Consider the following 25666-nt stretch of genomic DNA (forward strand, 5'->3'; position numbering starts at 1 on the left):
AAGGGATAAACGCTGAAGGCATCTAAGCGTGAAGCCCCCCTCAAGATGAGATATCCCATCCGAAAGGAGTAAACCCCCTTGAAGACGACGAGGTCGATAGGGCAGGGGTGGAAGTGTGGCAACACATGGAGCTGACTGCTACTAATAGGGTGAGGGCTTGACCAAAAAGCATGGTCATAAAGATTCAGTTGATTGTCAACATGTATGTAGTTTTGAAGGTGTGATACATCTTCTATAGCAAAGAAATTTGCAAGGCCCAGTGGCTCAGTTGGTTAGAGCGCCGCCCTGTCACGGCGGAGGTCGTGAGTTCGAGTCTCATCTGGGTCGTTCATACCAAAAGGTATGTATACTAATTAAATATGTGGGATCTTAGCTCAGCTGGGAGAGCATCTGCCTTACAAGCAGAGGGTCATAGGTTCGAGCCCTATAGGTCCCATATAAACCATGGGTGGATTCCCGAGTGGCCAAAGGGGGCAGACTGTAAATCTGTTGGCACCGCCTTCGAAGGTTCGAATCCTTCTCCACCCACTAAGCCTTATCATTGGCTAAGCCGATGTGGCTCAATTGGCAGAGCAGCTGATTTGTAATCAGCAGGTTATCGGTTCGAGTCCGATCATCGGCTTTCAATTTCATAATTATCGCGGGGTGGAGCAGTCTGGAAGCTCGTCGGGCTCATAACCCGAAGGTCACAGGTTCAAATCCTGTTCCCGCTATTTTGCCCAGATAGCTCAGTTGGTAGAGCAGAGGACTGAAAATCCTCGTGTCGCTGGTTCGATTCCGGCTCTGGGCATTTACTCTGCAAGATATTGTAGAGTGATGCAAAACTGCATATGGGATATTAGCTCAGTTGGTAGAGCACTTGACTTTTAATCAAGTTGTCCGGGGTTCGAATCCCCGATGTCTCATGATTTTAAAGGCACTATCGTTATGGTAGTGCTTTTTTTGTGTCTGGAAAGCCGCATGAAATGTGGTCTATATGGAAGTTGTATTGCATATATTATATTAAATGGGAGAAGGTACCCATTTGACATAGCCTCTGGCATTCTTGAATGTATGTGTAGTAGTAGGAAGTGCGCAGTCCTGATGCTGGACATGCAGGAGGTAAGTTGGTAAGCAGAGAAAAGGAGTTTAGCAGAGGTGGATGCTTACTGTCTGGTTGTAAAATAGAAGGAGGATCATTGTGAAGAAAATGCGAGAGTGTTTTCATATGCTGATAACCGCGGTCATTTGTCTTATGGTAAGTATGGTTCCCGGAAAAAATGCAACATCTGTAATAGTAGATGGAAAAGTTGGAGTGGAAACGTTATCCACAGAGAATACTCGCAGAGCAGACAGATTTGCACACAGATGTATGGATAAAGTGCGTGGATTGTGGATAAGCGGTTACCTGAAGCGTAACCGCTTGTGGAAAAAACTTTTTTTCTGGCTGCAGGGTCCGGGCGACAGAAAAGCTGCTTCCCTGTTATATAGAAATAAGAAAACAGCTTTTAGCAGCACGTAAATATTCAGTTTGTAATTATTTGAAGTGAAGATCAATGCTACAGATTTCGCAGTCCGTGCCAATTCGCATGGCTGGTCCCCAGACACCGGCACCGGAAGTTGTAATATTAGTCATGGCGTCCTTAGTTAGCAGGCCGCATGGATTCTCCCACATCAGTCTGATGGTAAAGTTTCCGGGGAATGTCTGTCCGTCATGCGTATGTCCGCACAGATCGAGATCCACACCAGCATCAGCAAGCTCCTGAAGTTCTTTTGGCTGATGATCGATTACAATGATAGGTTTGCTCCTGTCCAGTTCTTTAGTAAGCTGGGCGGGAGCTTTTCTTGTTTCATGTATTTTTTCGATGAGTGAAGCATCCTTTCGGCCAATTACGTAGAAACTGTTGTTGATCAGCACAGCTTCATCCTCGAGTATGTGAATGTCAGAAGCTTCCAGAAATTCTTTCATACGGGGATCTTTAACTTCAGCAGTATCTTCGCCTTTATGCTTAAAAGTAAAACCGGCAAGGATTTCTTCATTCAGATCATGATTTCCCCAACAGGCGTAGACTCCGTAGGTGGATTTTATTCCGCGAAGTACTTTTTGAAGTCTTTCAGGGTCTCGGATAGCATCGTATTCATTATCGAAAATATCTCCTGCAATACAGACAAGATCGGGCTGCTGCTTATTTATTTTGCGAACAAGTTCCCTGGCATGAAGAACGCCTGCATTGTAGCCAAAGTGTGTGTCAGCCAAAAGAATGATCCGTAAAGAGTTTTTTCCAGGAATCTGTTTTTCAATGGTGACATCATATGGTGTTGTTTTAATGTATTTGGCATGAAAGATTCCACGGGCACTCAATGTAATAATAAGAACCGTACATATGGCACCTGTAACAGTAAAAGCCATTCGAGAATGAATCCAGGATGCATGGAATGCATATTTAAATAGAAGGCGTCCGAGATCTGCTGCCAGTACGATCATCAGGATATACAAAAAGATGCCGAGAAAATAATTACTGGTAATTTTGAGCAACTGATGCAGTGAACGAGGCTTTTTGATCAGAAATCCGGACAGAAGGCTGGTTGACAGGAGTATATAGATAATAGCAAATATTACACGAAATGTCAGTGTCCGGAGAATACTGTGACACGTTCCCATCCACAGATAGGCCCACCTGAGAATATACAAATTCAGGAGTAGATAAACGGGTGCAAGATAAATTGCAATCATATAGTGTTCCCTCCAGATTTTTTATCCATTATATAATGGATAAGGTAATGTGTCAAAACAGGCAAATGATGCAGCATGTACTTATAAAAAGAAAAGAAAGTTCATATAGTAGGATAAAGTACATAAAGGTCGTAAGTATGAGAATCCGAAAGTATTTAATGTATATAGGAATAAGTCTGCTTTTTCCTTATGTGGCGACAATGTTTCTTAATGGCATGGATTTAGTTGTTCTGAACCGAAAAGTAGAACCTGAAGCTCTTTTGCCACTTGTACTGGAAACACAGATTTCGGCGAAATATGAAGCTGAGACGCTGGCTGCACAGGCGGTCATTGCAAGAAGTAATCTGTATCGAAAAGTGAGAGAGGGAAATGAATATCTTTTTTTTAAAGAACTGCAACAGAGTATAAAAACAAAAAAAGAATTCTGGAAGGAAACAGATAAAAAATATGAAAAGGCGGCAGAAGAGACAAAGGGGCAGGTACTCACTTATGAGGGGGAACTGAGACCTGTACCATATCATGAAATCAGCAGTGGAAAGACCAGAGATGGAGAAGAGGCATTTCACGATTCACAGTTTGCTTATCTTGAGTCAGTAGACAGCAGTGCGGATAAAGAATCTACAGAATACCTGACAAGTACGTATATTGCGGAGCAACAGCTTCCTGAACAACTGAAGATTGCAGAAAGAGATAAAAGCGGATATGTGATAAGTCTGAAAGCAGATGAGAATATTTTGGAAGCAGAAACTTTTGTCTTGGGTATGGGAATTGCTTCTTCTGATTTTTCAATCCAGAGAATGACAGGGCAGGTTCGGTTTTTAAGCCGTGGAAAAGGTCACGGTCTGGGATTTTCACAGTATGGTGGAAATGAACTGGCAAAAGAAGGCAAAAACTGGCAGGAAATTTTGTATACATATTTTCCGTTAATGGAGATATCTCTGATCGACGCCGTAAATCTTAAAGAGAACTGAATATTTTTACATATTCCGGACACCCTATTAATACCGAAAGGATTATGAGCAGAGGTGAAAAGAATATGACAAAAAGCAGAGTTGCAAAATATGTAGCAAATACGGCACTCCTGGCAGTTCTGGCTGCAGCGGGTATCGGGGCTTATCAACTGGGAACTTCCAGACCGGAAGAACAAATTCAGGAAAAGGCACCGTCTTATTATGATGAAGGCATGGAGGCGGATCTGGAACAAAAAGAAGAAAATGCAGTAGATGCAGGAACCACTCTTGTGGAAGCAGAAACGGATAACCAGGTAGATGCAGTACCAGAAACGACAGAGACAGAGGCGACTGCTTCCAGAGAGAGTACAAGTACAGATACAGTAACAGAAGAAAAAGCAGATACTATGTTGACTGCAGAAAATGCAGCTGATACAGAAACAGATACCGTCGATGTATCTGCCGGTGTACAGGCACAGCCCAAACTGAGTTTCTCAGAGGATACACTGATGGAATGGCCGGTCAATGGAACGCTTCTTCTTGATTATAATATGGATCAGACAATTTATTTTCCGACACTGGATCAGTACAAACTGAATCCGGCGATTGCTGTGCAGGCAGTTGAAGGTGCCCCGGTACTGGCATCTGTCGAGGGTACGGTTTATTCAATCGAGGACCGGGCACAGACAGGAACAACAGTAACGATGGAAATTGGGAGTGGATATCAGGCCGTTTATGGACAGCTTAAAGATCTGACTGTCCAGGAAGGCGACCGTGTAGAAAAAGGAACTGTAATTGGTTATGTAGCAGCACCGACAAAGTATTATAGTGAAGAAGGCAGTAATCTGTATTTTGCAATGAAGAAAAATGGAGAAGCAATAGATCCAATCGCATATCTTCCGTGAACTATTCACAAAAATAAGATCAAAACGTATAATAAAGCAGGTGGGAATAAAAAATCCGCAGTCGGTCTTCTCCTACCTGCTGTTTTTGTGAGAAAAATACCTGTCTGTAACCGACTGCTTTTTATAGAAAAAAGAATGGCTGTGCAGGAATCTGGATCCGGGCAGCTGTTCTTTACATAGAAGTGCTGAGCAACAGACATAAAACAGACAGAAAGAGGAACTTTATGAACTATACATATATGGTGGAGTGTGTGGATGGAACACTTTATACAGGATGGACAACCAGTGTGCAGAACCGTCTGAAAGCACATAATGAGGGAAAGGCTGGTGCAAAATATACCCGGGCCAAAAGGCCGGTAAAGCTTGTGTACTATGAAGGGTATGCAACCAAAGAGGAAGCGATGAGCAGAGAGTATGCAATCAAACAGCTGACGAGAAAGGAAAAGCTGAAGCTGATAGATTTTTATATGGAAGAAAAGTAGCATGGAAGTATTTGGGAAATCAGACAAATAAAGTACCCTGCCATCAGACTGGCAGGGTAGAGATGAAGCAGTACATTAAGATAAAGTGGCAGGCACTTCCCAACATGATAAAAACATGAAAAATCTCGTGAGAACCAAAGTTCTGATGTCTGGCATTGAATAAGGGAAGTTTCAGTCCGTAGATCACACCGCCGATCGTATAAATAATGCCTCCTGCAAGCAGCCATCCAAAACCTGCCCGTGGCAGAGAGTGAAAAATTGGTACAAAAGCAAGGACACAAAGCCATCCCATACCAATATAGAGTACAGAAGAAAGCCATTTCGGGCAGGTAATCCACAGCCCCTTAAGAAGCATGCCAAGAACCGCAATTCCCCAGACCAGCGCACAGAGAATATAGCCAATTCGGTTATGGAGAGCAATCAGGCATATTGGTGTGTAACTTCCTGCAATCATGACGAAGATCATCATGTGATCCATTTTTCTCAGCCGACGATTGACTTTTTCTGTGGAGTCAACAGAATGATAAACGGTACTTGCGGTGTATAGAAGAATCATTGTGAGAATAAATATGGCAAGTGCTGCAATGTGAAGAGGAGCGTTTTCTCCGGATGCGGCTTTTATGAGTAAAGGTGCTGCGCCTGCAGCAGCCAGAAGAACGGCGATGCCGTGTGTGATGGCACTCCATGGGTCTTTTAATCTGAGTTTCATAATCATGCCTCCTGAAAATAATTAAAAACACATAATGTAGTAATCAATACTACGTAACAAGTATATTGAAACTATACTGCAAATGTACATAAAAGTAAAGGGGTATCACTAAATTTTATATAAATATAATAGTTTAGGTTTCTGCAAACAATTATATGCCAAAACAGTACCGTTTATTGAAGTACTGTTTTCAAAATGGTATAATTATACGTAATAGCATAAAAATGAATATGTAGAAATGTCTGACAGAAGGAGAAAATTTATGAATAAAAAGAAAATGATTGCATATTTTACAGGGGCTGCAATGCTTGCAGGGACACTTACAGGATGTACAGTCGGAGGAACGAAAAACGCAGAACCGGTTACCCTGACAGTTTGGACTTATTACAGTGGAGAGCAGTTGGATGCATTCAATGACCTGGTAAATTCATTCAATGATTCTGTCGGAAAAGAAAAAAATATAATAGTTGAGAGTTCCAGTCAGGGAAGTGTCAATGAACTGGAAACAAATGTTATGGATGCTGCTGAAGAAAAGGTCGGAGCGTCTGATATGCCAAATATTTTTTCTGCTTATGCGGATACGGCATATAAGCTGGATGAGATGGGAGAACTTGTAGACCTTAGCGGCTATCTTACGGATGAGGAGAAAGATGCATATATTGATGCGTATCTGAAGGAAGGTGACTTCTCAGGAGACGGAAGTATCAAGATTTTTCCTGTTGCGAAATCTACAGAACTTCTTTTTCTGAATAAAACAGATTGGCAGAAATTTGCAGATGCGACAGGTGCGACGGAAGCAGATCTTGAGACCGTAGAGGGGCTGGTAGAGACCGCAGAGAAATATTATAACTGGACGGATGAACAGACTGAAGAGCCGGATGATGGAAAAGCATTATTTGGACGTGATGCCATGGCCAATTATATGCTTGTAGGAGCAAGACAGTTAGGTGGAAATCTGTTTGAAGTTGAGAATGGCAAAATGAAGCTTAATTTTGATAAGGATGTTGTGCGCAAGCTTTGGGACAACTACTATGTTCCTTATGTAAAGGGTTATTTTGCGGCATCAGGAAGATTCCGCAGTGATGATATCAAGACAGGAAACATTCTTGCATATGCAGGTTCCACTTCAAGTGCAACCTTCTTTCCGAAGCAGGTTATGACCAGTGAAACAGAATCACATGATATTGAACTGGAAGTACTTCCGGCACCGGAATTTGCTGATGGAGAGAAATGGGCAGTGCAGCAGGGGGCAGGAATGGTTGTGACAAAAGGTTCTGAAGATGAGATCAAGGCAAGTGTAGAATTCCTGAAGTGGATTACAGAGCCTGAAAATAATACAGGATTTTCTGTAGGTTCCGGATATTTACCAGTCACTAAAGAAGCGACAGATATGGTTGAGATCCGTAAGAGTGGAACAGAACTTTCCAAGTCTATGGATGACATACTTACAAAAGCTGTAGAAACAATCAATAATAATGAATTATATACCACACCATCTTTTAAGGGCGCACAGGATTCCCGTGCACTTCTTGAATATGAGATGAATGACCTTGCGGATGCTGACAGACAGACTGTAGAAGAGCGGATCAGCGAGGGCGAAAGTATGGAAGAAGCTGTGGCAGACTTCGTTTCCGATGATTACTTTGACAGCTGGTATGAGGAGATACTGACCAAGCTGCAGGCTTGTGAGGACTGAAAGCTGACGATAACTGTAACTGATCACAGAAAGTGAGGAATTCTCTGTATGAGGCAGCATAAGAAACAGGGAAAATCGATTTTTCAATTTATATTTGCGGCGATGCTGATCGTTCTTGGGATAGAAGTGCTTCTTCTGTTGGGAACATTGTATATCGGAAATGTGGGAACGCAGCTGAATCGTAATGCTGTGGATATTATGAAGAAACAGGTGGAGAACAGACAGAATTATCTGCAAAGTACACTGGAAGAAAATCAGAATCTGTCATCTCTGGCTGGAACAATCAATACAGCAGTTGAAAATCAGACTGCAAAAGAAAATATCAGTGTTGCCGATCTGGTGAATGATGAGGAACAGAGTGCCGATCTTCTTGAAAATATCAGTGACAATATGATCAGTACGATGCGTCACAGATCAGTGAATGGTATTTTTGTGATTCTGAATACAGAGGATCTGGATGAACGAGAAATTGATTCTCTTATGCCGTGTGTTTATATTCGGGATCAGGATCCGACGACTGCCGCATCGGATAGAAATCATGATCTTTTGCTGGAACGTTCACCGGTAAGACTTGTGAAATCACTGGGTATTTCTACGGATAAAGGATGGACTCCGGCAATAAAGTACAAAGGATATGGAAATAAAGGAATCCTGTACCCTGTTTTTGAGACTGCCTATAAAGATACAGAAAAACTGAACAGTCCAGATTATGGGCACTGGACTCCGGCATCTTATACACTTGAGGGAGACGACCGTCCGGTTATTGCGTATTCCATACCGCTTATTCTTTCGGATGGCACTGTTTATGGCGTTGTTGGAGTGGAAATGATGCTCAGTTATTTGCAGGATATGATTCCTTATGAGGAACTGCAGAATAACAGTACGGGAACATATCTGCTGGCAGAAACAGAAGGTACTCTTAAAGACGAGAAAATCTCTGTAAAAGTGGTAAATTCTTCTTCGAAGACAAATAAATGGCTCGGTCTTTCAGATGAGCCGATTGAAATGACACGTACAGAGAAAAATCTTTATGAAACTGAAATCTGGAATGAAAATTATGTTGCTTCTGCATATCAATTAAATCTGTACAACAAGAATGCCCCGTTTTCGGATGAGCAGTGGATACTGATCGGAATTGTTCAGGACAAGAATCTTTATGCATTTACAAATCATATCATGTGGCTTTTGAAGCTGACGATTCTGGCGACGCTTCTGGTTGGACTGGCGAGCAGTTTTATTGTAAGTCGTCGTCTGGCAAAACCGGTATCCAGATTGTCGGACGAAGTTTCTGCTGCACAGGAAAGCAGAAATGCGATTCCGAAACTGTCGGAGACCGGAATTCGGGAACTGGACCAGTTTTCTACGGCAATTACCAGCCTGAGCAGAGATGTTTTGAATACGTCAACAAAGTTCCTTCGTATCATGGAAATGGCAAGCGTGGAGATTGGTGGTTATGAGCTTCGGTTTGATACAGGGAGTGTATACTATACGGAAAACTTTTTTTCAATGCTTGGAATTCCGTTGAATGCGAATGCATCCTTTGAGCTGGAGGAATTTCGAAAGATCCTGAAGGAATTTATGAACAGCCATTTTTACAAATCCGAATCGGAAAATACGAATGTCTATTGTATTCGTCTTCCGAAAAAGGGTATTCGTTATGTGAGAATGGAGATAAAAAGAGAAGAGTGGGTACAGATTGGTCTGGTAGAAGACATTACTGTATCTATGATGGAGCGCCTTCGTATTGAACATGAGAGAGATTATGATGCGCTGACAGGATTGTATAATCGACGGGCATTTAAAAGAGAAAGTGAAGATATTTTCAGCAGACCGGAAGAAATCAGACATGCTGCTTTTATCATGATGGATCTGGATAATCTTAAGTATACCAATGATACATTTGGTCATGACTGGGGCGATGAGTATATTCGACAGGCAGGGCTCTGTCTGGAGGAGGGAACACCGAAAGGTACATTGAGTGCGCATATTTCAGGAGATGAATTTAATCTTCTGTTTTATGGATATGAGAGTCAGAATGAGATTCGAGAAGCAATCAATAAGTTGAAGAAGACGATTGACAGAAAAATTATCCGTCTTCCAAATGGACAGGAATTTCATCTCAGTATTTCGGGTGGTATTGCCTGGTATCCGGAAGACAGCAACAGCCTGGGAGCAATGAGAAAACATGCGGATTTTGCCATGTATCAGGTGAAAAGATCCGAAAAGGGCAGGATTGCAGAGTTTGATCAGGATATTTATGATGAACAGTTCCGTGACAGTCAGATCCGAAAAGAATTTCACCGTTTTGTGGACGAAGAGCTGGTTACTTATTATTTCCAGCCGCTTATATCAGCGCGTACCGGAGAAATTGAGGCGTATGAGGCTCTGATGCGGTCAGATCTTCCAATTCTGAAGAGACCGGATGTAGTTATGAAGATCGCGCGTGAAGAAGGTGCACTTCGCGAGATTGAGCGAATGACAATGTTCCATGCAACCGGAAGATTTATGGAACTCAAAGAAAAGAACAAAATAAAAGGAGATGCATTGCTGTTTCTCAACTCTATTGCCAGTCAGCACATGGAAGAAAAGGATGAAATTGAATTTGCAAGACGTTTTGGAAGTTTACAGGAGCAGATGGTCATTGAGATCACAGAAGAGGAATCTCTGGACTATCATGCATTGGAACATAAGAAACGGGCACCAGGATTTTCCGGAGTATTTGCACTGGATGATTATGGAAGCGGCTATAGCAATGAAAAGAGCCTGCTGGATCTGGCACCAAAATATATCAAAGTGGATCTTTCGATTATCAGGGATATTGATACGGATCCTGATAAGCAGCAGATTGTGGAAAATATTGTTGCTTACGCACATAAGCGTGGTATGAAAATCGTAGCGGAGGGACTGGAAACACCGGAAGAAATCCGTAAAGTACTGGAACTTGAAGTGGATATTCTTCAGGGCTTCTATCTGGCAAGGCCAGAAGCGGTTCCGGGAGAGATCAATCCGAAAGCTTTGCAGACGATCCGAGATTTTTACAGTTAAAAAGAGTAGGGGCAGAAATATGATGAAAAAATTCTGCGGATGATTATGTACATAATCCAGTTGTTTTTCCATATAATAACCATACATCGCCTGATATGGAAATTTTAACAGGCAGGGATATAAAATACGGAAAAACAACAGGAGGAATACAAAGCACATGAAAGCGACAGGAATTGTCCGCCGCATCGATGATCTTGGAAGAGTTGTTATTCCCAAGGAAATTCGGCGTACGCTGCGGATCAAAGAAGGAACCCCTCTGGAGATTTTTACGGATAAAGAGGGAGAAGTGATTTTGAAGAAATATTCTCCGATCGGAGAACTGAGCATCTTTGCAAAAGAGTATGCAGAATCATTATCCCAGACTACGGGTATGGTGGCCTGTATCACAGATCATGACCAGGTGGTGGCAGCATCCGGACAGGGAAGCAAAGAACTGATGGGAAAAGTGATCAGCAGGGAACTGGACCGGCTGATCGCAGAGAGAGAAATGAAATGTTTCCATGCAGGGGAGAGAAAAACGCTTCCGCTTGTGGAAAATCAGAAAGAGCAGTCATCGGAACTGATCGTACAGCCGATTCTGTGTGCAGGAGATGCTATTGGTTCGGTGGCATTGATTGGAAAGGGAACGGGTGAACGATTTGGAAATTCAGAACAGATGCTTGTAAAGACGGCAGCAGGATTTCTGGGGCGGCAGATGGAGCAGTAAAAACAATAAGTTTGAAACAAAAAACAGATCCGGAAGTTTTCTTATAAAGAGAAGACTCCCGGATTTTTGTTTTGCATTGTTATTTTAATGAAGTATAAAATTTATCAGCATTTATCAGCAATATCATAGATCAGGCGCTCGGTATCTTCCCATCCAAGGCATGGATCGGTAATGGAACAGCCCGGAGTCATATGATCACTGATATCTTGGCGGCCTTCCAGAAGATAACTTTCAATCATGACACCCTTGACCAGTTTTTTAACGTCTGGGTTGTAATTGCGGCTGTGAAGAACCTCGCTGACAATACGGATCTGTTCTTTGTACTGCTTGCCGGAGTTGGAATGATTGACGTCTACGATCACGGCAGGATTTTTGAGATTTTTTTTGCTGTATAAGTCATAAAGCCGCATCAGATCCTCATAATGATAATTAGGGATTGTCTGACCATATTTGTTGACACCGCCACGAAGGATGGTGTGTGCCAGAGGATTGCCGCTTGTTTCAACATCACATCCACGATAAATGAAATGGTGCGGATGCTGTGCTGCGATGACGGAGTTCAGCATAACGGACAGGTCGCCACTGGTTGGGTTTTTCATACCTACCGGGATATCCATACCACTTGCGGTCAGACGGTGCTGCTGGTTTTCTACAGAACGTGCTCCAATCGCTTCATAGGAGAGGACATCGTCCAGATAGCTTCGGTTTTCAGGATAGAGCATTTCATCAGCGGAAGAAAGACCTGTTTCCTGAAGAACGCGGATATGCATCTTACGGATCGCAATGATCCCGGCGAGGAGATCTGGTGCTTTGTCAGGATCAGGCTGATGGAGCATTCCTTTGTAGCCGTCTCCGGTAGTACGAGGTTTATTTGTGTATACTCTGGGAATGATCATTAATTTATCAGACACTTTGTCGGCAACTTTTTTCAGACGACTTACATATTCGCAGACAGTATCTTCGTTGTCAGCGGAGCAGGGGCCGACCAGCACAACAAATTTATCTGATTCACCGGTAAAGATTCGACGGATTTCTTCATCGCGCAGCTGTTTGGCTGCTTTTAATTCGTCGCTCAGTGGGTATTCATTTTTCAGGACCTCCGGAAGAGGAAGTTCATGATTGATTTTAATTGACATTGTAGATTTCCTCCATGGTTCCATTGTTCAGGAACAGTACTTTTTTATTACTGGAATACAGTAATCGTTTTTAACTGAACAACAGTATAACACGTTATATAAAAAAAATAAAGGAAATTAACGCGTTAAACTGTCATAGTGCGATTTTTTTTGAGATTGCATAGTATTCTTCCAGAACCATACCTGTTTTGGCAAGGTAAGTAGAGAGCTGGCAGCTCACATAACGGATATGCCAGGGTTCATAAGGGTATTCTGTAATGGATTCTTTATTAGCGGGATAACGAAGGATAAATCCGTAGAGTGGCGCATGTCGGGCAAGCCAGATGCCTTCCGGAGTATCTGAAAAGGCTTCGACGAGTTCCATATTAACGGCGGGACAGGACAGATCCAGGGCAAGCCCGCTCTGATGTTCACTCATTCCCGGGGCGGCAACATAGGAATCATGCCGGTAAAGTTCTTTCTGGCGGGCATAGGAGCGGTAACCGGAAATACAGTACAGACTGATTCCTTCCTGGCCGGCACGGGTGATGAGTTCCATGGCTTTGTGGGCGGCTTTCTTTTCGAGAAGGCGGCGTGGATCAGAAGGTGCGCAGGTGAATGGAAGACCGATATCGACCAGGTCGCGAGGAATATAATCAGCAGGAAGCGGATGTTTTTTATTAATAAGACGTGTATAATCCGTAATCATAAAAATCCCCCCTCATCTTCCAGTATATGATAGATGAGAGGGGAGTATGAATCCATTTACAGAAGCAGGATGTAGCCGGGGGAAAGTTTAATCGAGTGCCTTTTCACTCATTTCCTCAAGAAGATTTTTCTTGAGATCATAGAGTTTCTGGGAAAGGTCTACGTAAACTTTCTGTGGATTTACCAGACGACGGGATTCATCCCACAGTGTATTCTGCTCTTTCTGGCAGTATTCACGCAGATCCATGACTTCAGGAGAGGTATAAACACGTTTACCCTCACGGATAACAGGAACCAGAAGCTCACGAAGCTCATAAGTTCCACCGAGAACCTTGGTCTTTTTCCAGGTGTCAGCCGGGTCAAAGATGATCATGGTTTCTTCCGGATCGAAGGTTTCATCAACCAGACAGATCAGGTCAGCCTTGATCTTGCCGGTGGATTTGCTGTAAATACGGTAAACAGTTTTGTTGCCAGGATTTGTAACCTTTTCGGTGTTTTCAGACAGTTTGATCTTAGGTGTAAAGTTGCTGCTGTCTGTATCTTTGACTGCGGCAAGTTTGTATACACCACCAAATGCAGGGTTGTCCTTGCTGGTGATCAAATTGGTTCCGACACCCCAGGAATTGATTTTGGCATCCTGTGTTTTGAGGCTGTCGATCAGGTACTCATCCAGATCACTGGATGCAGAGATCGTAGCATCATCAAATCCGGCAGCAGCGAGCATCTTGTAAGCTTCTTTGGAAAGGTATGCCAGGTCACCACTGTCGATGCGGATACCATAGTGGGTAAGTTTGATACCCTCTTCACGCATTTCCTCAAATACACGGATAGCATTCGGAACACCGGATTTCAGCACATCGTAAGTATCTACCAGAAGTGTACAGGAATTAGGGTACATCCTGGCATAGGTCTTGAATGCGGTGTATTCGTCCGGGAAGCTCATGATCCAGCTGTGTGCATGTGTTCCGAGAACAGGTACATTGAACATCTGACCGGTCAGAACATTGGAAGTACCAGCACAGCCACCGATCACAGCCGCACGGGCACCATAAATACCGGCATCCGGTCCCTGGGCACGACGAAGGCCGAATTCCATGATTCCATCACCGCGGGCTGCATAGCAGACTCTGGCAGCTTTGGTAGCGATAAGACTCTGATGGTTGATGATATTCAGAATCGCGGTCTCTACAAGCTGGGCTTCCATGATCGGAGCAATAACTTTGACAAGTGGCTCCCTCGGAAATACAACAGTTCCTTCCGGAATCGCATAAATATCTCCGGTGAATCTGAAAGATCTTAAGTATTCCAGAAAATCGTCTTCGAAAATATTGAGACTACGGAGGTATTCAATATCTTCATCTGTAAAATGAAGGTTTTCAATATATTCAATCATCTGTTCAAGACCTGCTGTGATAGCAAAGCTTCCGCCGCATGGATTGACACGATAGAACATATCAAAGATTACAGTCTGATTGGTCGGGTTCTTGAAATAGCCCTGCATCATGGTTAATTCATATAAATCGGTGAGCAGGGTCAGATTGGTTGCTCTCATCTGATTTCTCCTTTTTATTCGTTAAGGTGAGTCTATTATAACATTATTCCCGAAGAACGGCATTAAAATTTTACATAATATAGAAGAATATTTTACACAGCGAATAAATACGTGTAAATTTGCAGTAAAGTTGGTACGCTAAATTGACATAAAACCACAGATAGATTATTATGTAGTTATACAAAATTTACAGAGAAAAGAGGTTTGGATATTATGGACGAAAATATTTTCCTGAAGGGACGCAAGCCAATCCAGTTTGAAGAATATTTGAAATATGACGAAAACAGCCGTGGCAATCTGGGAGAGGAACTTCCGGTAATTGTATACAGAATGCTGGAGTATTCTCTCAAGGAAGAGCTGATCCGTCGTTATGGCAAGGATGAGCAGGTCGAAGTTTTCCGCAGTGCAGGAAAAATGGCAGGAGAATATTTTGCCAGAAATATGCTGAACATGGAACAGCCACTGGATGCATTCGTCAATGAACTGCAGAAAAAAATGCGTGATATGAAGATTGGTGTCCTTCGAATTGAGGATGTAGATGAAGAGAGTGGCAAGATCGTTCTGACAGTAGCAGAGGATGCGGACTGTTCAGGATTGCCGGTACTTGGAGAAACAGTATGTAATTATGATGAGGGCTTTATCTCGGGCATTTTGTCTACATATTCCGGAAAACCGTACACAGCGATCGAAGTAGACTGCTGGGCAACAGGAGACCGTGTATGTCGGTTCCATGCGACCGTGAAAGAGTAATGAGAAACTGACATGCATGTGACTGAACAGGGCGGAGACATGTATTCTGACAGAAATATGCGGAGCGTGTCTGGAAGGTAAGAGAAAGAATCAGAGGTTATCTGCATGGAAGATAGAAACTGTGAATTATTATTTGAATATTTAAGAAGTATATTATATGATGCGAAAGTTCAGCCACTGGATATCAATGAACTGGATGAACCTTTTCAGAAGCTGGGGATGGGACTGCAGTTTCTGGACAAGGCCGTAAGAGAGATGAAAGCGTATTCTGCAGCTCTGTCCAGGGGTGATCTGTCGGGAGTCATGCCTGCACGGGATAATTTCCTGTGCGAGAATCTGAAGAATATCCATGCAAATCTTAATCATCTGACCTGGCAGGCAAAACAGGTAGCGAAGGGAGATTATTCCCAGACGGTTTCTTATCTGGGAGAATTTTCCGAGGCGTTTAATACGATGACCGAACAGTTGAGAGAGAGGGAAGAGTCTCTGAAAAGAATCGCGGAAGAAGAAAAAAGTCATGCTGAGCGAGCGGAGAGTTACAGCCAGCTTCTGATGGCAGAGGCACATATGGATACCCTGACGAAAATCGGAAATCGATTTTTCTTCCAGGAAAAGGCAAATGAACTGCTTAAGACAGGCGAGGCACTTGCATTCTGCTACTGTGATCTGGATCATCTGAAATACGTAAATGATAATTATGGGCATGGTGAAGGTGACTGGTATCTGAGATATTTTGTACATACAGTCAAAAGTCATATACGTAAGGGTGATATTTTTGCCCGGATCGGTGGAGATGAATTTTGTATGATCCTGGTGGACTGTACAAAGAAAGATGCTGAGGAACGCATTGAGGAGATGCAGAGAGAGTTTGCACAGGAAGCGACAAGAGAATACATCAAGAGCTTCAGTTGCGGAATCATCGAGATTGAGAAGAAACATGATGTGATGAGTCTGGAACAGATTATGGAAGAGGCGGATATGGTTATGTATAAGCAGAAGAGAGCACATAAGAAAGAATACCAGAGGCAACTTTATCAGTAGCTGTAGCCGCGTTTTTTATACAGTGAAATACGGGGAGAAAGTTCGAAAAAATCAATTCAAAAAAATTTTTTAAAAAAATTAAAAAAAGGGGTTGATTTTTTCGAAACCCTGTAATATAATAACATTCGTCGCGAGCGATAAGCAAGCGAAAAACAAATAAAGGGCTATCGCCAAACGGTAAGGCAACGGACTCTGACTCCGTCAGTTCAAGGTTCGAATCCTTGTAGCCCTGCTAAATGGAGCACCTCGGAAGAGGTGCTTTTTTCTTTATGAGAAATTACTTCGTAATGTTCCAATAAAGAAAAAACGCTCCGCGGGGATGCGACTAGATGCATTTGGAATATGTCTGCTAAAGCAGACTGCATCTAGCGCGCAAAGCGTAACAAGTCCCTCAAAGATTGAGGGATTTAGGAAGTTTGAAGCGGACTTGTCCGCTTTGTTCTTGCCTGTAGAGAATACCGTAATTGACCTTGAGATAAAACCCATGATAGAATAAACAACAGAGCAAAAGTGTCTTGTAATTATGAAAGAGAGTGAGCGTATGGCATATAGTTTCAGCGGACGTGTCCGTTATAGTGAAATTGGCGAGAATGGATTGTTGACACTGCCGGGAATCCTGAATTATTTTCAGGACTGCAGTACCTTTCAGTCAGAAGAAGTCGGGCTTGGAATAGAAGTTCTGAAAGAATGGAAGAGATTCTGGGTATTGTCCGCATGGCAGGTGATCGTGGAGCGTTATCCGTATATGGGAGAACGGATTAAAACCTCTACCTGGGCATATGGTTTTCGTGGATTTATGGGCCTGCGTAACTTTACCATGGAGACAGAAGGTGGAGAACGACTGGCATATGCCAATACTTTCTGGACTTATATCAATGCAGAAAATGGGCTGCCGGTGCGTTTGGAAGACAGAGATACAAAAGGATATGTCGGCAAAGACGGTAAGATGGAGCCAAAGCTGGATATGGCATATGCACCAAGGAAGATCACACTTCCGGAAGATTATGAGAAGCAGGAACCATTTCCTGTGCAGAAACATCATCTGGATACGAATCATCACGTAAACAACTGTCAGTATGTGCAGATGGCAATGGATTATCTGCCGGAGAAGTTTCAGATACATCAGATGCGTGCAGAGTATAAACAGCAGGCAAGACTGAATGATGTGATCTGCCCGGCGAGTGCTGTGGATGACAAAAAGATAACGGTTCTTCTGAATGATCAGAAAGGTGAGCCGTATGCGGTCGTTGAATTTAACAAAATCAAGTAAGTCCCCTGCTTCAATTGCGAAAAGCAATAAGCAGTGGGTGGGGACTTGCTTGTGTCAGGAGGAGTGCAAGCTCCTTCTGATAAACTGCGAAGCAGTTATTTGGGTATGAGCAAGTAGCAAAGCGGATTGCGAATATCCGCTTGACATAAAGAAGTGACAGAGCGTAAATACAGAAAATCGGAGGATAACTATGATTGAATTAGGAAAGAAACAGACTTTACTGGTTGTGAAGTCCGTAGAGTTTGGCGTGTATCTTGCAGAAGATATGAATGCAGATACGAAACATCAGGTACTTTTGCCTGCAAAACAGGTTCCGGCAGGCACCAAAGCCGGAGACAAACTGGAAGTTTTTATTTACAAAGATTCTCAGGACCGTCTGATCGCAACAACAAATGAGCCGCTTCTCATGGTGGGACAGGCAGGACTTCTGAAAGTAAAACAGGTGACAAGAATCGGAGCATTTCTTGACTGGGGGCTGGAAAAAGACCTCCTGCTTCCATATCATGAGCAGACAACACGTATTTTTGAGGGACAGGAATGCCTGGTTGCTGTTTATGTGGACAAGAGCAGTCGTCTCTGTGCAACAATGAAAGTCTATCCATATCTCTCAAAAGAGGCTCCATACAAAGAGGGGGATCAGGTCAAAGGCCGTGTATACCAGATCAGTGATAACTTTGGAGTATTTGTTGCAGTAGATAACAAATATTCTGCACTGATCCCGGCAAGAGAGGCAAAGGGCAAATATCGTCCGGGAACGGTTCTTGATCTGCGTGTGACAAGAGTTAAAGAAGACGGCAAGATAGATGTCAGTGACCGTCAGGAAGCATATCTGCAGATCAATGAAGATGCGGAAAATGTTCTGGAGATCATCGAGGAATTTGCAGGAGTCCTTCCTTTTGATGACAAGGCTTCACCGGAAGTGATCCGCAGAGAGTTTGGTCTGAGTAAAAATGCATTCAAACGTGCGGTCGGCCATCTTCTCAAAGAAGGTAAGATTCAGATCAAAGACCGCAGGATCTATCTGGTGAAATAACAGTTGGTAATTTGGAATGCATTTTGACTCGTAACTGTGAAGGTACTGAACAGTTACAAGTTTTTTATAGCAGGCAAAGGATGAGAATATGAATTTTACACATCTTCATGTCCATACAGAATACAGTCTTCTGGATGGTTCGAACAAGATAAAAGAATATGTGGACCGTGTCAAAGAGCTTGGCATGGACAGTGCAGCCATTACGGACCATGGTGTGATGTATGGTGTGATTGATTTCTATCGTGCGGCGAGAGCAGCAGGAATCAATCCGATCCTTGGCTGTGAGGTTTATGTTGCACCGGGATCCCGGTTTGACCGTGAAGCCGGAAGCGGAGAGGATCGTTACTATCATCTGGTTCTTCTGGCAGAGAATAATCAGGGCTATGCAAACCTGATGAAGATCGTATCCAAGGGATTTGTAGAGGGGTTCTATTATAAACCGCGAGTAGATCTTCAGCTTCTGGAGAAATATCATGAAGGTATTATCGCACTGAGTGCGTGTCTTGCAGGTGAAGTGGCAAGATTTCTTACCAGGGGAATGTATGAGGATGCCAAGGCAGCAGCTCTGCGTTACCAGGATATCTTTGGTAAGGGGAATTTTTTTCTGGAATTACAGGATCATGGCATTCCGGAGCAGCAGAATGTCAATCAGCAGCTGCTTAAGATGCACCGTGAGACTGGTATCGATCTGGTGGCAACAAATGACGTACATTATACGCTTGCAGAGGATGCACAGCCGCATGATGTACTGCTCTGTCTGCAGACCGGTAAGAAACTGGCAGATCAGGACCGTATGCGTTACGAAGGCGGGCAGTATTATGTAAAGTCCCCGGAAGAGATGGAAAGGCTTTTTCCATATGCGACCGAAGCACTGGAAAATACACATAAGATTGCCGAGCGCTGTCATGTGGAGATTGAATTTGGTGTGACAAAGCTTCCGAAATTTGGCGTTCCGGATGGATATACTTCCTGGGAATACCTGAATGAGCTGTGTTTCAAAGGCCTGGAAGAGCGTTATCAGCCGGTTACAGATGAACTGAAAGAGCGTCTGAATTATGAGCTTTCGACGATCAAGAACATGGGATATGTTGATTATTTCCTGATCGTGTGGGATTTTATCAAATATGCCCGTGACCATGATATCATGGTAGGTCCGGGACGTGGTTCTGCGGCGGGAAGTCTCGTTGCGTATACGCTTGGAATCACACAGCTGGATCCGATCCGTTATGATCTGCTGTTTGAGCGTTTCCTGAATCCGGAGCGAGTATCCATGCCGGATATTGATGTTGACTTCTGTTTCGAGAGAAGACAGGAAGTTATTGACTATGTAAGAAGAAAATATGGCGATGACTGCGTCGTTCAGATTGTTACTTTTGGTACGCTGGCGGCGCGAGGTGTCATCCGTGATGTCGGGCGAGTGATGGATCTGCCTTATGCACAGGTAGATACCATTGCAAAGATGATTCCACAGGAGCTGAATATCACAATTGACAAAGCCATGAAGATGAATCCTGAACTTAAGAAAGTTTATGAAGAGGACAGAGAGATTCATGAGCTGATCGATACCGCGAAGCGTCTGGAGGGACTTCCGCGTCATACGTCCATGCATGCGGCGGGTGTTGTGATCAGTCAGAAGGATGTTTCGGAATATGTGCCGTTGTCCAGGGCATCAGATGGTTCGATCGTAACTCAGTTCACGATGACGACACTGGAGGAACTGGGACTTCTGAAAATGGACTTCCTGGGGCTTCGTACACTGACTGTTATTCAGAATGCGGTGCATCTGGTTGAACAGGATACCGGTGTGAAACTGGATATGCAGCATATTGATTATGATGATAAGAAAGTACTGGATTCTCTTGGAACAGGACGTTCAGACGGTGTGTTCCAGCTGGAAAGCGCGGGAATGAAGAACTTCATGAAGGAGCTGAAGCCGCAGAGTCTGGAAGATGTGATCGCGGGAATCTCATTGTACCGTCCGGGCCCGATGGACTTTATTCCGCAGTATATCCGTGGCAAGAACCGTCCGGATACGATCAGTTATGACTGCCCGCAGCTGGAGCCGATTCTGAAGCCGACTTATGGTTGTATCGTATATCAGGAGCAGGTTATGCAGATTGTGCGGAACCTGGCGGGGTATACACTTGGCCGAAGTGATCTTGTTCGTCGTGCGATGTCCAAGAAAAAAGCAGCAGTCATGGAGAAAGAACGTCAGAACTTTGTTTATGGAAATGAAGCAGAAGGGGTTCCGGGGTGTATTGCGAACGGGATTTCTGAGCAGACAGCGAATAAGATCTATGATGAGATGATCGATTTTGCAAAGTATGCCTTTAATAAATCCCATGCGGCTGCTTATGCAGTGGTTTCTTATCAGACTGCATTTCTGAAATATTATTATCCGGTTGAGTTTATGGCAGCACTTATGACCTCTGTAATAGAAATGCCGATCAAAGTCGCTGAGTATATTCAGGTGTGCAGGAAGATGAACATTAAGATCCTGCCACCGGATGTAAATCGTGGAGCGTATGGATTTTCCGTTGACAATGGTGCGATCCGTTATGGTCTTTCTGCAATCAAGAGTGTGGGACGACCGGTCATCAATGCACTGGTAGAGGAGAGAGAGGCGCATGGAGAATATCGTTCACTGAAAGATTTTATTGAGAGGCTGACAGGAACGGTAAACAAGCGCGCGATCGAAAACTTTATCAAAGCCGGAGCACTGGACTGTCTGGAAGGCAACCGTCGCCAGAAGATGGTTGTATATGGACAGATCGTAGACAGTATCGCACAGGAAAAGAAAAATTCTTTTGCCGGACAGATGAGCTTGTTTGACCTGGTCAGCGATGAAGATAAAAAAGATTACGAGATCCGCATGCCGGATGTGGAAGAATATGACAAAGAAATGATCCTTGCTTTTGAAAAAGAAGTTCTGGGTATCTATCTGAGTGGTCATCCTCTGGAAAAATACCGCGCTATCATGGAAAAGATGATCTCTGCGAGGACGATTGATTTCCAGCCGGATGATGAGACCGGTCTGCCGAAGGTTTATGATGGTCAGAAAGTGATCATTGGCGGAATGATCACGGAAAAGACGATCAAATATACCAGAACAAATAAAGTGATGGCATTTCTGACAGTAGAGGATCTGATGGGAACTGTGGAGATCGTTGTATTTCCAAGGGATTATGAGAAGTGGCAGACACTGATCAATGAAGAGGCAAGAGTCTTTATCCAGGGACGTGTCAATGCCGAAGATGACAAGCCGAGTAAGCTGATCCTGGAGAAGGTAAGAGCTTTTGAGGATATGCCGCGCGAGATCTGGATCCAGTTCAGAGACCGCACAGATTATGCGCAGAGAGAACAGGAACTTTTGAATGATCTGAGAAGTGCGACAGGGATTTCCGCAGTCGTGATCTACCTCAAAGACGTGAAGGCGATAAAACGTCTTACGGCAGGATATCATGTGCGGATCAGCGATTTCCTGTTAGAAGAATTAAAGAAAAAATATGGCGATTCCAATGTTAAAGTTGTGGAAAAAGCAGTGAAGAATTTTTGATATTGTGGAATCGAGAGGTTAAATCCCCCGGAGCGTGCATGACTTCCGGGGGATTTGTGCTATAAAAAATTATTTTTGTTACAGAGAAAGTGACTCATCCATCAGCCAGCGGTTTCCGTGGAAGCGTTTGGGCGATACACCGGTTGCCTTCTTGAAGATACGGCTGAAATACAGAGGATCTTTGTATCCGACCAGTGTGGCGACTTCGGATACGGTGAGACCTTCTGTGAGAAGAAGTTCTTTTGCTTTTTCAATGCGAAGATTATACAGAAACTGGATAGGCGAAGAGCCTGTATTTTCCTTGAACTGATGTGAAAAATAATCGCTGCTTAAGTGACAGTACTGTGCCATGGAAGCAATGCTCCAGGGATCCATATAGCTCTTGTTCAGCTCAACGATCAATCGTTCTATCATGGCACTGTTGTCTGTGGAATCAAACTGTGACTGATAGTAGCGCTCGATCATGGGCAGCATTTTTAGGAAGGAAGCAAATGTAAAATCTTTAAAAAATGGTTTATGTACCTGAAGTTCCAGAATGATCTCATCGAAAACCTGTGTTAAAGAACGATGACGTCCGATATAGCAGTTGTGAATGTGATATCTCTGTAAGTATTCCAGACTCTGTGTACCGGAAAAATGAATCCAGTAGATTTCCGGTGTATCTTTGGCATAGTAAGTGTAGATCTGTGGCTCAGATGGCAGATAGACGACAATGCTTCCGGCCGGTATCGTCTGCCATTCATTATCAATGAAAAAATGGCCACATCCTTTGTGGATATATAAGATCTGATAATCCAGTCTTCCGGTAGGGCGCTGGATGGAAAAATCCTTTGTAAGGAAATTCTGATAGCCACAACAGCTGACATATAAAGGAAGATCTGCGTCCTCTTCATAGGTCGCGCTTCCATTTCCTTTGCGGTGTCCTGCAACTCGAATCATGTTATTTCTCCTTGAAAAGCAGAATTGTCCATATAGATGACGCTATAATATATGGAACTATTTATTTTATACGATATAATTATACTTGAAAACATGAGAAAACACCATGATTTTCGATAAAAAAACACATGTGAAAAAAAGAAAATTAGACAAAATGAACTATTTAATTGTGCGCGTAAAATTAATGAGAAAAAATTGCCAAAAATCAAAAAAGCAAGAAAAATACAAGTAAACTTTATGTTAAATCTATGTATGAGAGGAGGGGGATAATGGAGGATTGGCAGAAAAAGAGAAACAGCCTTCTGGATCCACATGACGATCAGGTAATGATCGCATCACATCGAGGCAAATTTTCATCAAGTGTCATGGAAAATACTTCGCTGGCATTTCTTGTGGCAGTGGGACAGGGAGCTGACATGGTTGAGATGGACCTCGCCATGACAAGTGATGGCGTTCTGGTGGGACATCATGATGATAATATGACAAGGCTGTTTCATGACACAAATAAAATCTCTGACTATACGTTGGAAGAACTCCGGAAGAAACCCCTGTACAATTATGTGGGAGAGATCTGCGAGGAGGAAATAGAAACATTTGACCAGATCACAGATGCATTGAAAAATAAGGCATTGCTCGTACTGGACAAATGCTGGGACATCTGGGAAAACGTATACGATGTTCTGAAAAGCAAAGGCATGCTTGAACAGGCAATCTTCAAATTCTATATAGAAAATGAAGAAGCATATCAGTGGGCCGGAGAACATCCGGACTGCATGTTTGCACCAATGTTGAAAAATGTTGAAGATCTTTCAAAGGTAATCGAACTTAAGAAAAAAGTTCCGGTTCCTGCACTGGAAATCCTGCCGGAAAAAGAGACCGACAAAGTTTTCCAGAAGGAAACGTTTGATTTCCTAAAAGAAAACCACATCAAAGTATGGTGCAATTCATTGAGTCTTGCGAAACGGCTGGTCTATGGTGCCGGATACGATGACCTCAAATCTCTGCGATATGGCGGAGACCATGGATGGGGTGTGCTGATAAACCGTGGTGTGAATATCATACAAACGGACTGGCCATATGAGCTGAAACAGTATTTAATGGAAAAGGAAGCGTAAGAGAAAACGTAATGTAAAGTACGAACGTAAAAAGGAGGAACTGATTATGAAGAGAACATTAAAAAAAGGTATCTGTATTGCAACAGCAGCGATGATGGTGGCTGGAATGACGTCTGTAACAGCACTTGCGGATGATACAAAAGCATCTGGTAAAATTAATTTTTATTATTGGGATGCAGACCAGACAAATGAAGTAAATAAAGTGATCGAACTGTTTAACGAACAGAATCCAGATGTTGAGGTAGTTGCAACACAGATTCCGTCCGGTGAATACTGGACAAAACTGCAGACTTCCCTTCCGACAGGAACCGGACCGGATGTTTTCTGGATGAACAGAAATATTCCGGATTATATCAATGCAGATCTGGTTATGGACCTCACAGACAGAATTGAGAGCGACGGTGTGGATATGAGCGTATATCCGCAGTTCGCACAGGACCTTTACAGCAGAGATGGTTCTATCTATGCGATCCCGAAGGACTATGACGGTATCGGCTTATTCTATAACAAGGCAATCTTTGATGAGATGGGTGTAGATTACCCGACAGATGATATGAGCTGGGATGAACTGAAAGATCTGGCAACAAAGACAACCAATGAATATCACTATGGATTTATTTCTCAGAATATCGGAAATATCTGCTATCAGGATTTCATTTATTCTAACGGTGGAAGAATCTCTTCAGAAGATAATATCGGATGTGAAGTGAATGAAGAACCGGCAGTTGAAGCAATTCAGTATCTGCATGATCTGATGTATGTAGATAAAGTAGCTCCGAGCTATGCAGAACTTCAGGAAATGAAGGGAACAGATATGTTTGCAGCAGGACAGGCAGCAATGATCACAGCTGGTTCCTGGAGCCTGTCAAGCTTTGCAGATGCATTAGGCGATGACCTTGGAATCTGCACCATGCCAGTAGCAAAAACACCGGCGATCACTGTACACGGCCTTGGATACTGCATTTCCTCCAAGACAGAAAATCCGGATGCATGCTGGGAATTCGTAAAATTCTGTGCATCAAAAGAAGCACAGGAAGCAACAGCAGCAAGTGCAATTCCGGCATACAAAGGATGCGACCAGGTATGGGCAGACACTTATTCACAGTATGATGCAGAAAAACTTCTTGCAGGTGCTTATTACGAAGGTTCTCTTGGAAACCCATGGTGGGATAAGAACTTTACAGATGCAAATACAATCCTGACAGAAGCGATGACAAATATCTGGGCAGATGAAAATGCAGACATTCAGGCAATCCTGGATCAGTGCGATGCAGATATTGAAGCAATTACAAAATAGGGTGATTGCAGACAAAGCAATTGTGAAACATGATACTTACATTGTAAATAAGGTGACCTTACTGATGACAGCATTTGGTTAGTG

At 43.2% G+C, this 25666-nt stretch carries 20 protein-coding genes, 8 tRNA genes and 1 rRNA gene; 23 read left to right on the forward strand and 6 right to left on the reverse strand.

What is annotated here, in order from left to right; all coding sequences use genetic code 11:
- The 9 genes from KQI91_RS13645 to KQI91_RS13685 form a co-directional block, all read left to right on the forward strand.
- Positions 1–165: ribosomal RNA gene (locus KQI91_RS13645) — 23S ribosomal RNA — on the forward strand; the annotation flags it as partial.
- A gap of 88 nt (positions 166–253) precedes the next feature.
- A tRNA-Asp gene (locus KQI91_RS13650) sits at positions 254–327 on the forward strand.
- Positions 328–363: 36 nt separating this feature from the next.
- Positions 364–436 (forward strand) — tRNA-Val (locus KQI91_RS13655).
- Positions 437–446: 10 nt separating this feature from the next.
- Positions 447–528, forward strand: a tRNA-Tyr gene (locus tag KQI91_RS13660).
- A 21-nt stretch (positions 529–549) separates the two neighbouring features.
- Positions 550–622: transfer RNA gene (locus KQI91_RS13665), tRNA-Thr, on the forward strand.
- Positions 623–639: 17 nt separating this feature from the next.
- Positions 640–713, forward strand: a tRNA-Met gene (locus KQI91_RS13670).
- 4 nt (positions 714–717) lie between these two features.
- A tRNA-Phe gene (locus KQI91_RS13675) sits at positions 718–790 on the forward strand.
- 42 nt (positions 791–832) lie between these two features.
- A tRNA-Lys gene (locus KQI91_RS13680) sits at positions 833–905 on the forward strand.
- Between the two features lie 275 nt (positions 906–1180).
- Positions 1181–1501 carry a hypothetical protein gene (locus tag KQI91_RS13685; RefSeq protein WP_216393327.1) on the forward strand — a complete coding sequence of 107 codons (321 nt, stop codon included), beginning with the start codon at positions 1181–1183 and terminating at the stop codon, positions 1499–1501.
- A 15-nt stretch (positions 1502–1516) separates the two neighbouring features.
- On the opposite strand, the gene KQI91_RS13690 is transcribed toward KQI91_RS13685, so the two are convergent.
- Complete coding sequence (locus KQI91_RS13690) at positions 1517–2713, reverse strand: metallophosphoesterase (RefSeq protein ID WP_216393328.1); 1197 nt, start codon at positions 2711–2713, stop codon at positions 1517–1519.
- A 158-nt stretch (positions 2714–2871) separates the two neighbouring features.
- Between KQI91_RS13690 and KQI91_RS13695 the strand changes: the two genes are divergently transcribed.
- From KQI91_RS13695 to KQI91_RS13705, 3 genes are all read left to right on the forward strand, one after another.
- On the forward strand, positions 2872–3684 hold the full coding sequence (locus tag KQI91_RS13695) for a SpoIID/LytB domain-containing protein (RefSeq protein ID WP_253288608.1): 813 nt from the start codon (positions 2872–2874) through the stop codon (positions 3682–3684).
- Between the two features lie 65 nt (positions 3685–3749).
- Complete coding sequence (locus KQI91_RS13700; RefSeq protein ID WP_253288610.1) at positions 3750–4568, forward strand: M23 family metallopeptidase; 819 nt, start codon at positions 3750–3752, stop codon at positions 4566–4568.
- 224 nt (positions 4569–4792) lie between these two features.
- A complete protein-coding gene (locus KQI91_RS13705; RefSeq protein ID WP_216393331.1) occupies positions 4793–5050 on the forward strand; it encodes a GIY-YIG nuclease family protein in 258 nt (85 codons plus the stop codon).
- Positions 5051–5093: 43 nt separating this feature from the next.
- Here KQI91_RS13705 and trhA read toward each other — a convergent pair whose 3' ends face one another.
- Positions 5094–5759, reverse strand: a complete 666-nt coding sequence (trhA, locus tag KQI91_RS13710) for a PAQR family membrane homeostasis protein TrhA (RefSeq protein WP_216393332.1) — start codon at positions 5757–5759, stop codon at positions 5094–5096.
- Between the two features lie 262 nt (positions 5760–6021).
- On the opposite strand from trhA, the gene KQI91_RS13715 reads away from it, so the two are divergent.
- The 3 genes from KQI91_RS13715 to spoVT all read left to right on the forward strand — a co-directional run bounded on the left by KQI91_RS13715 (position 6022) and on the right by spoVT (position 11206).
- The gene (locus tag KQI91_RS13715; protein WP_253288612.1) at positions 6022–7455 is read left to right on the forward strand and encodes an extracellular solute-binding protein; all 1434 of its coding nucleotides are present in this window, start codon (positions 6022–6024) and stop codon (positions 7453–7455) included.
- A 48-nt stretch (positions 7456–7503) separates the two neighbouring features.
- Positions 7504–10500 (forward strand): EAL domain-containing protein, encoded by a 2997-nt coding sequence (locus KQI91_RS13720; RefSeq protein WP_253288613.1) that lies wholly within the window; start codon positions 7504–7506, stop codon positions 10498–10500.
- Positions 10501–10657: 157 nt separating this feature from the next.
- On the forward strand, positions 10658–11206 hold the full coding sequence (spoVT, locus tag KQI91_RS13725) for a stage V sporulation protein T (RefSeq protein ID WP_216393333.1): 549 nt from the start codon (positions 10658–10660) through the stop codon (positions 11204–11206).
- A 104-nt stretch (positions 11207–11310) separates the two neighbouring features.
- Here the strand turns inward: spoVT and KQI91_RS13730 are convergent, their stop codons facing one another.
- The 3 genes from KQI91_RS13730 to KQI91_RS13740 all read right to left on the reverse strand — a co-directional run bounded on the left by KQI91_RS13730 (position 11311) and on the right by KQI91_RS13740 (position 14581).
- Complete coding sequence (locus KQI91_RS13730) at positions 11311–12342, reverse strand: 3-deoxy-7-phosphoheptulonate synthase (protein ID WP_216393334.1); 1032 nt, start codon at positions 12340–12342, stop codon at positions 11311–11313.
- A gap of 133 nt (positions 12343–12475) precedes the next feature.
- A complete protein-coding gene (locus KQI91_RS13735; protein ID WP_216393335.1) occupies positions 12476–13030 on the reverse strand; it encodes a M15 family metallopeptidase in 555 nt (184 codons plus the stop codon).
- A gap of 87 nt (positions 13031–13117) precedes the next feature.
- Positions 13118–14581, reverse strand: coding sequence for a nicotinate phosphoribosyltransferase (locus tag KQI91_RS13740; RefSeq protein WP_216393336.1), 1464 nt, complete (start codon positions 14579–14581; stop codon positions 13118–13120).
- Between the two features lie 213 nt (positions 14582–14794).
- Here KQI91_RS13740 and KQI91_RS13745 point away from each other — a divergent pair, with 213 nt between their 5' ends.
- The 6 genes from KQI91_RS13745 to KQI91_RS13770 all read left to right on the forward strand — a co-directional run bounded on the left by KQI91_RS13745 (position 14795) and on the right by KQI91_RS13770 (position 22231).
- Complete coding sequence (locus KQI91_RS13745) at positions 14795–15331, forward strand: V4R domain-containing protein (protein WP_253288615.1); 537 nt, start codon at positions 14795–14797, stop codon at positions 15329–15331.
- 105 nt (positions 15332–15436) lie between these two features.
- On the forward strand, positions 15437–16372 hold the full coding sequence (locus tag KQI91_RS13750) for a sensor domain-containing diguanylate cyclase (RefSeq protein WP_216393337.1): 936 nt from the start codon (positions 15437–15439) through the stop codon (positions 16370–16372).
- Between the two features lie 160 nt (positions 16373–16532).
- Positions 16533–16604 (forward strand) — tRNA-Gln (locus tag KQI91_RS13755).
- Positions 16605–16913: 309 nt separating this feature from the next.
- Positions 16914–17642, forward strand: a complete 729-nt coding sequence (locus KQI91_RS13760) for an acyl-[acyl-carrier-protein] thioesterase (protein ID WP_216393338.1) — start codon at positions 16914–16916, stop codon at positions 17640–17642.
- A gap of 190 nt (positions 17643–17832) precedes the next feature.
- Positions 17833–18675: a CvfB family protein gene (locus KQI91_RS13765; protein WP_216393339.1), complete on the forward strand. Its 843-nt coding sequence runs from the start codon at positions 17833–17835 to the stop codon at positions 18673–18675.
- Positions 18676–18763: 88 nt separating this feature from the next.
- Positions 18764–22231, forward strand: coding sequence for a DNA polymerase III subunit alpha (locus tag KQI91_RS13770; RefSeq protein WP_216393340.1), 3468 nt, complete (start codon positions 18764–18766; stop codon positions 22229–22231).
- 78 nt (positions 22232–22309) lie between these two features.
- On the opposite strand, the gene KQI91_RS13775 is transcribed toward KQI91_RS13770, so the two are convergent.
- A complete protein-coding gene (locus KQI91_RS13775) occupies positions 22310–23170 on the reverse strand; it encodes a helix-turn-helix transcriptional regulator (RefSeq protein WP_216393341.1) in 861 nt (286 codons plus the stop codon).
- 269 nt (positions 23171–23439) lie between these two features.
- Between KQI91_RS13775 and KQI91_RS13780 the strand changes: the two genes are divergently transcribed.
- Both KQI91_RS13780 and KQI91_RS13785 read left to right on the forward strand, forming a co-directional pair.
- Positions 23440–24285, forward strand: a complete 846-nt coding sequence (locus tag KQI91_RS13780; protein ID WP_216393342.1) for a glycerophosphodiester phosphodiesterase family protein — start codon at positions 23440–23442, stop codon at positions 24283–24285.
- 46 nt (positions 24286–24331) lie between these two features.
- Entirely contained in the window at positions 24332–25582 is a 1251-nt protein-coding gene (locus KQI91_RS13785; RefSeq protein WP_216393343.1) for an ABC transporter substrate-binding protein, read from the forward strand.
- The last annotated feature ends 84 nt before the right edge of the window (positions 25583–25666 follow it).

The organism is Blautia sp. MSJ-19 (assembly GCF_018918125.1).
Classification (GTDB): domain Bacteria; phylum Bacillota; class Clostridia; order Lachnospirales; family Lachnospiraceae; genus Blautia_A.

Coding starts and splice junctions, on each gene's coding strand:
- KQI91_RS13720 (WP_253288613.1), top strand. CDS start 7,504: ATGAGGCAGCATAAGAAACAGGGAAAATCGATTTTTCAATTTATATTT.
- trhA (WP_216393332.1), bottom strand. CDS start 5,759: ATGAAACTCAGATTAAAAGACCCATGGAGTGCCATCACACACGGCATC.
- KQI91_RS13715 (WP_253288612.1), top strand. CDS start 6,022: ATGAATAAAAAGAAAATGATTGCATATTTTACAGGGGCTGCAATGCTT.
- KQI91_RS13705 (WP_216393331.1), top strand. CDS start 4,793: ATGAACTATACATATATGGTGGAGTGTGTGGATGGAACACTTTATACA.
- KQI91_RS13750 (WP_216393337.1), top strand. CDS start 15,437: ATGGAAGATAGAAACTGTGAATTATTATTTGAATATTTAAGAAGTATA.
- KQI91_RS13780 (WP_216393342.1), top strand. CDS start 23,440: ATGGAGGATTGGCAGAAAAAGAGAAACAGCCTTCTGGATCCACATGAC.
- KQI91_RS13730 (WP_216393334.1), bottom strand. CDS start 12,342: ATGTCAATTAAAATCAATCATGAACTTCCTCTTCCGGAGGTCCTGAAA.
- KQI91_RS13700 (WP_253288610.1), top strand. CDS start 3,750: ATGACAAAAAGCAGAGTTGCAAAATATGTAGCAAATACGGCACTCCTG.
- KQI91_RS13785 (WP_216393343.1), top strand. CDS start 24,332: ATGAAGAGAACATTAAAAAAAGGTATCTGTATTGCAACAGCAGCGATG.
- KQI91_RS13695 (WP_253288608.1), top strand. CDS start 2,872: ATGTATATAGGAATAAGTCTGCTTTTTCCTTATGTGGCGACAATGTTT.
- KQI91_RS13775 (WP_216393341.1), bottom strand. CDS start 23,170: ATGATTCGAGTTGCAGGACACCGCAAAGGAAATGGAAGCGCGACCTAT.
- spoVT (WP_216393333.1), top strand. CDS start 10,658: ATGAAAGCGACAGGAATTGTCCGCCGCATCGATGATCTTGGAAGAGTT.
- KQI91_RS13735 (WP_216393335.1), bottom strand. CDS start 13,030: ATGATTACGGATTATACACGTCTTATTAATAAAAAACATCCGCTTCCT.
- KQI91_RS13765 (WP_216393339.1), top strand. CDS start 17,833: ATGATTGAATTAGGAAAGAAACAGACTTTACTGGTTGTGAAGTCCGTA.
- KQI91_RS13740 (WP_216393336.1), bottom strand. CDS start 14,581: ATGAGAGCAACCAATCTGACCCTGCTCACCGATTTATATGAATTAACC.
- KQI91_RS13770 (WP_216393340.1), top strand. CDS start 18,764: ATGAATTTTACACATCTTCATGTCCATACAGAATACAGTCTTCTGGAT.
- KQI91_RS13760 (WP_216393338.1), top strand. CDS start 16,914: ATGGCATATAGTTTCAGCGGACGTGTCCGTTATAGTGAAATTGGCGAG.
- KQI91_RS13690 (WP_216393328.1), bottom strand. CDS start 2,713: ATGATTGCAATTTATCTTGCACCCGTTTATCTACTCCTGAATTTGTAT.
- KQI91_RS13745 (WP_253288615.1), top strand. CDS start 14,795: ATGGACGAAAATATTTTCCTGAAGGGACGCAAGCCAATCCAGTTTGAA.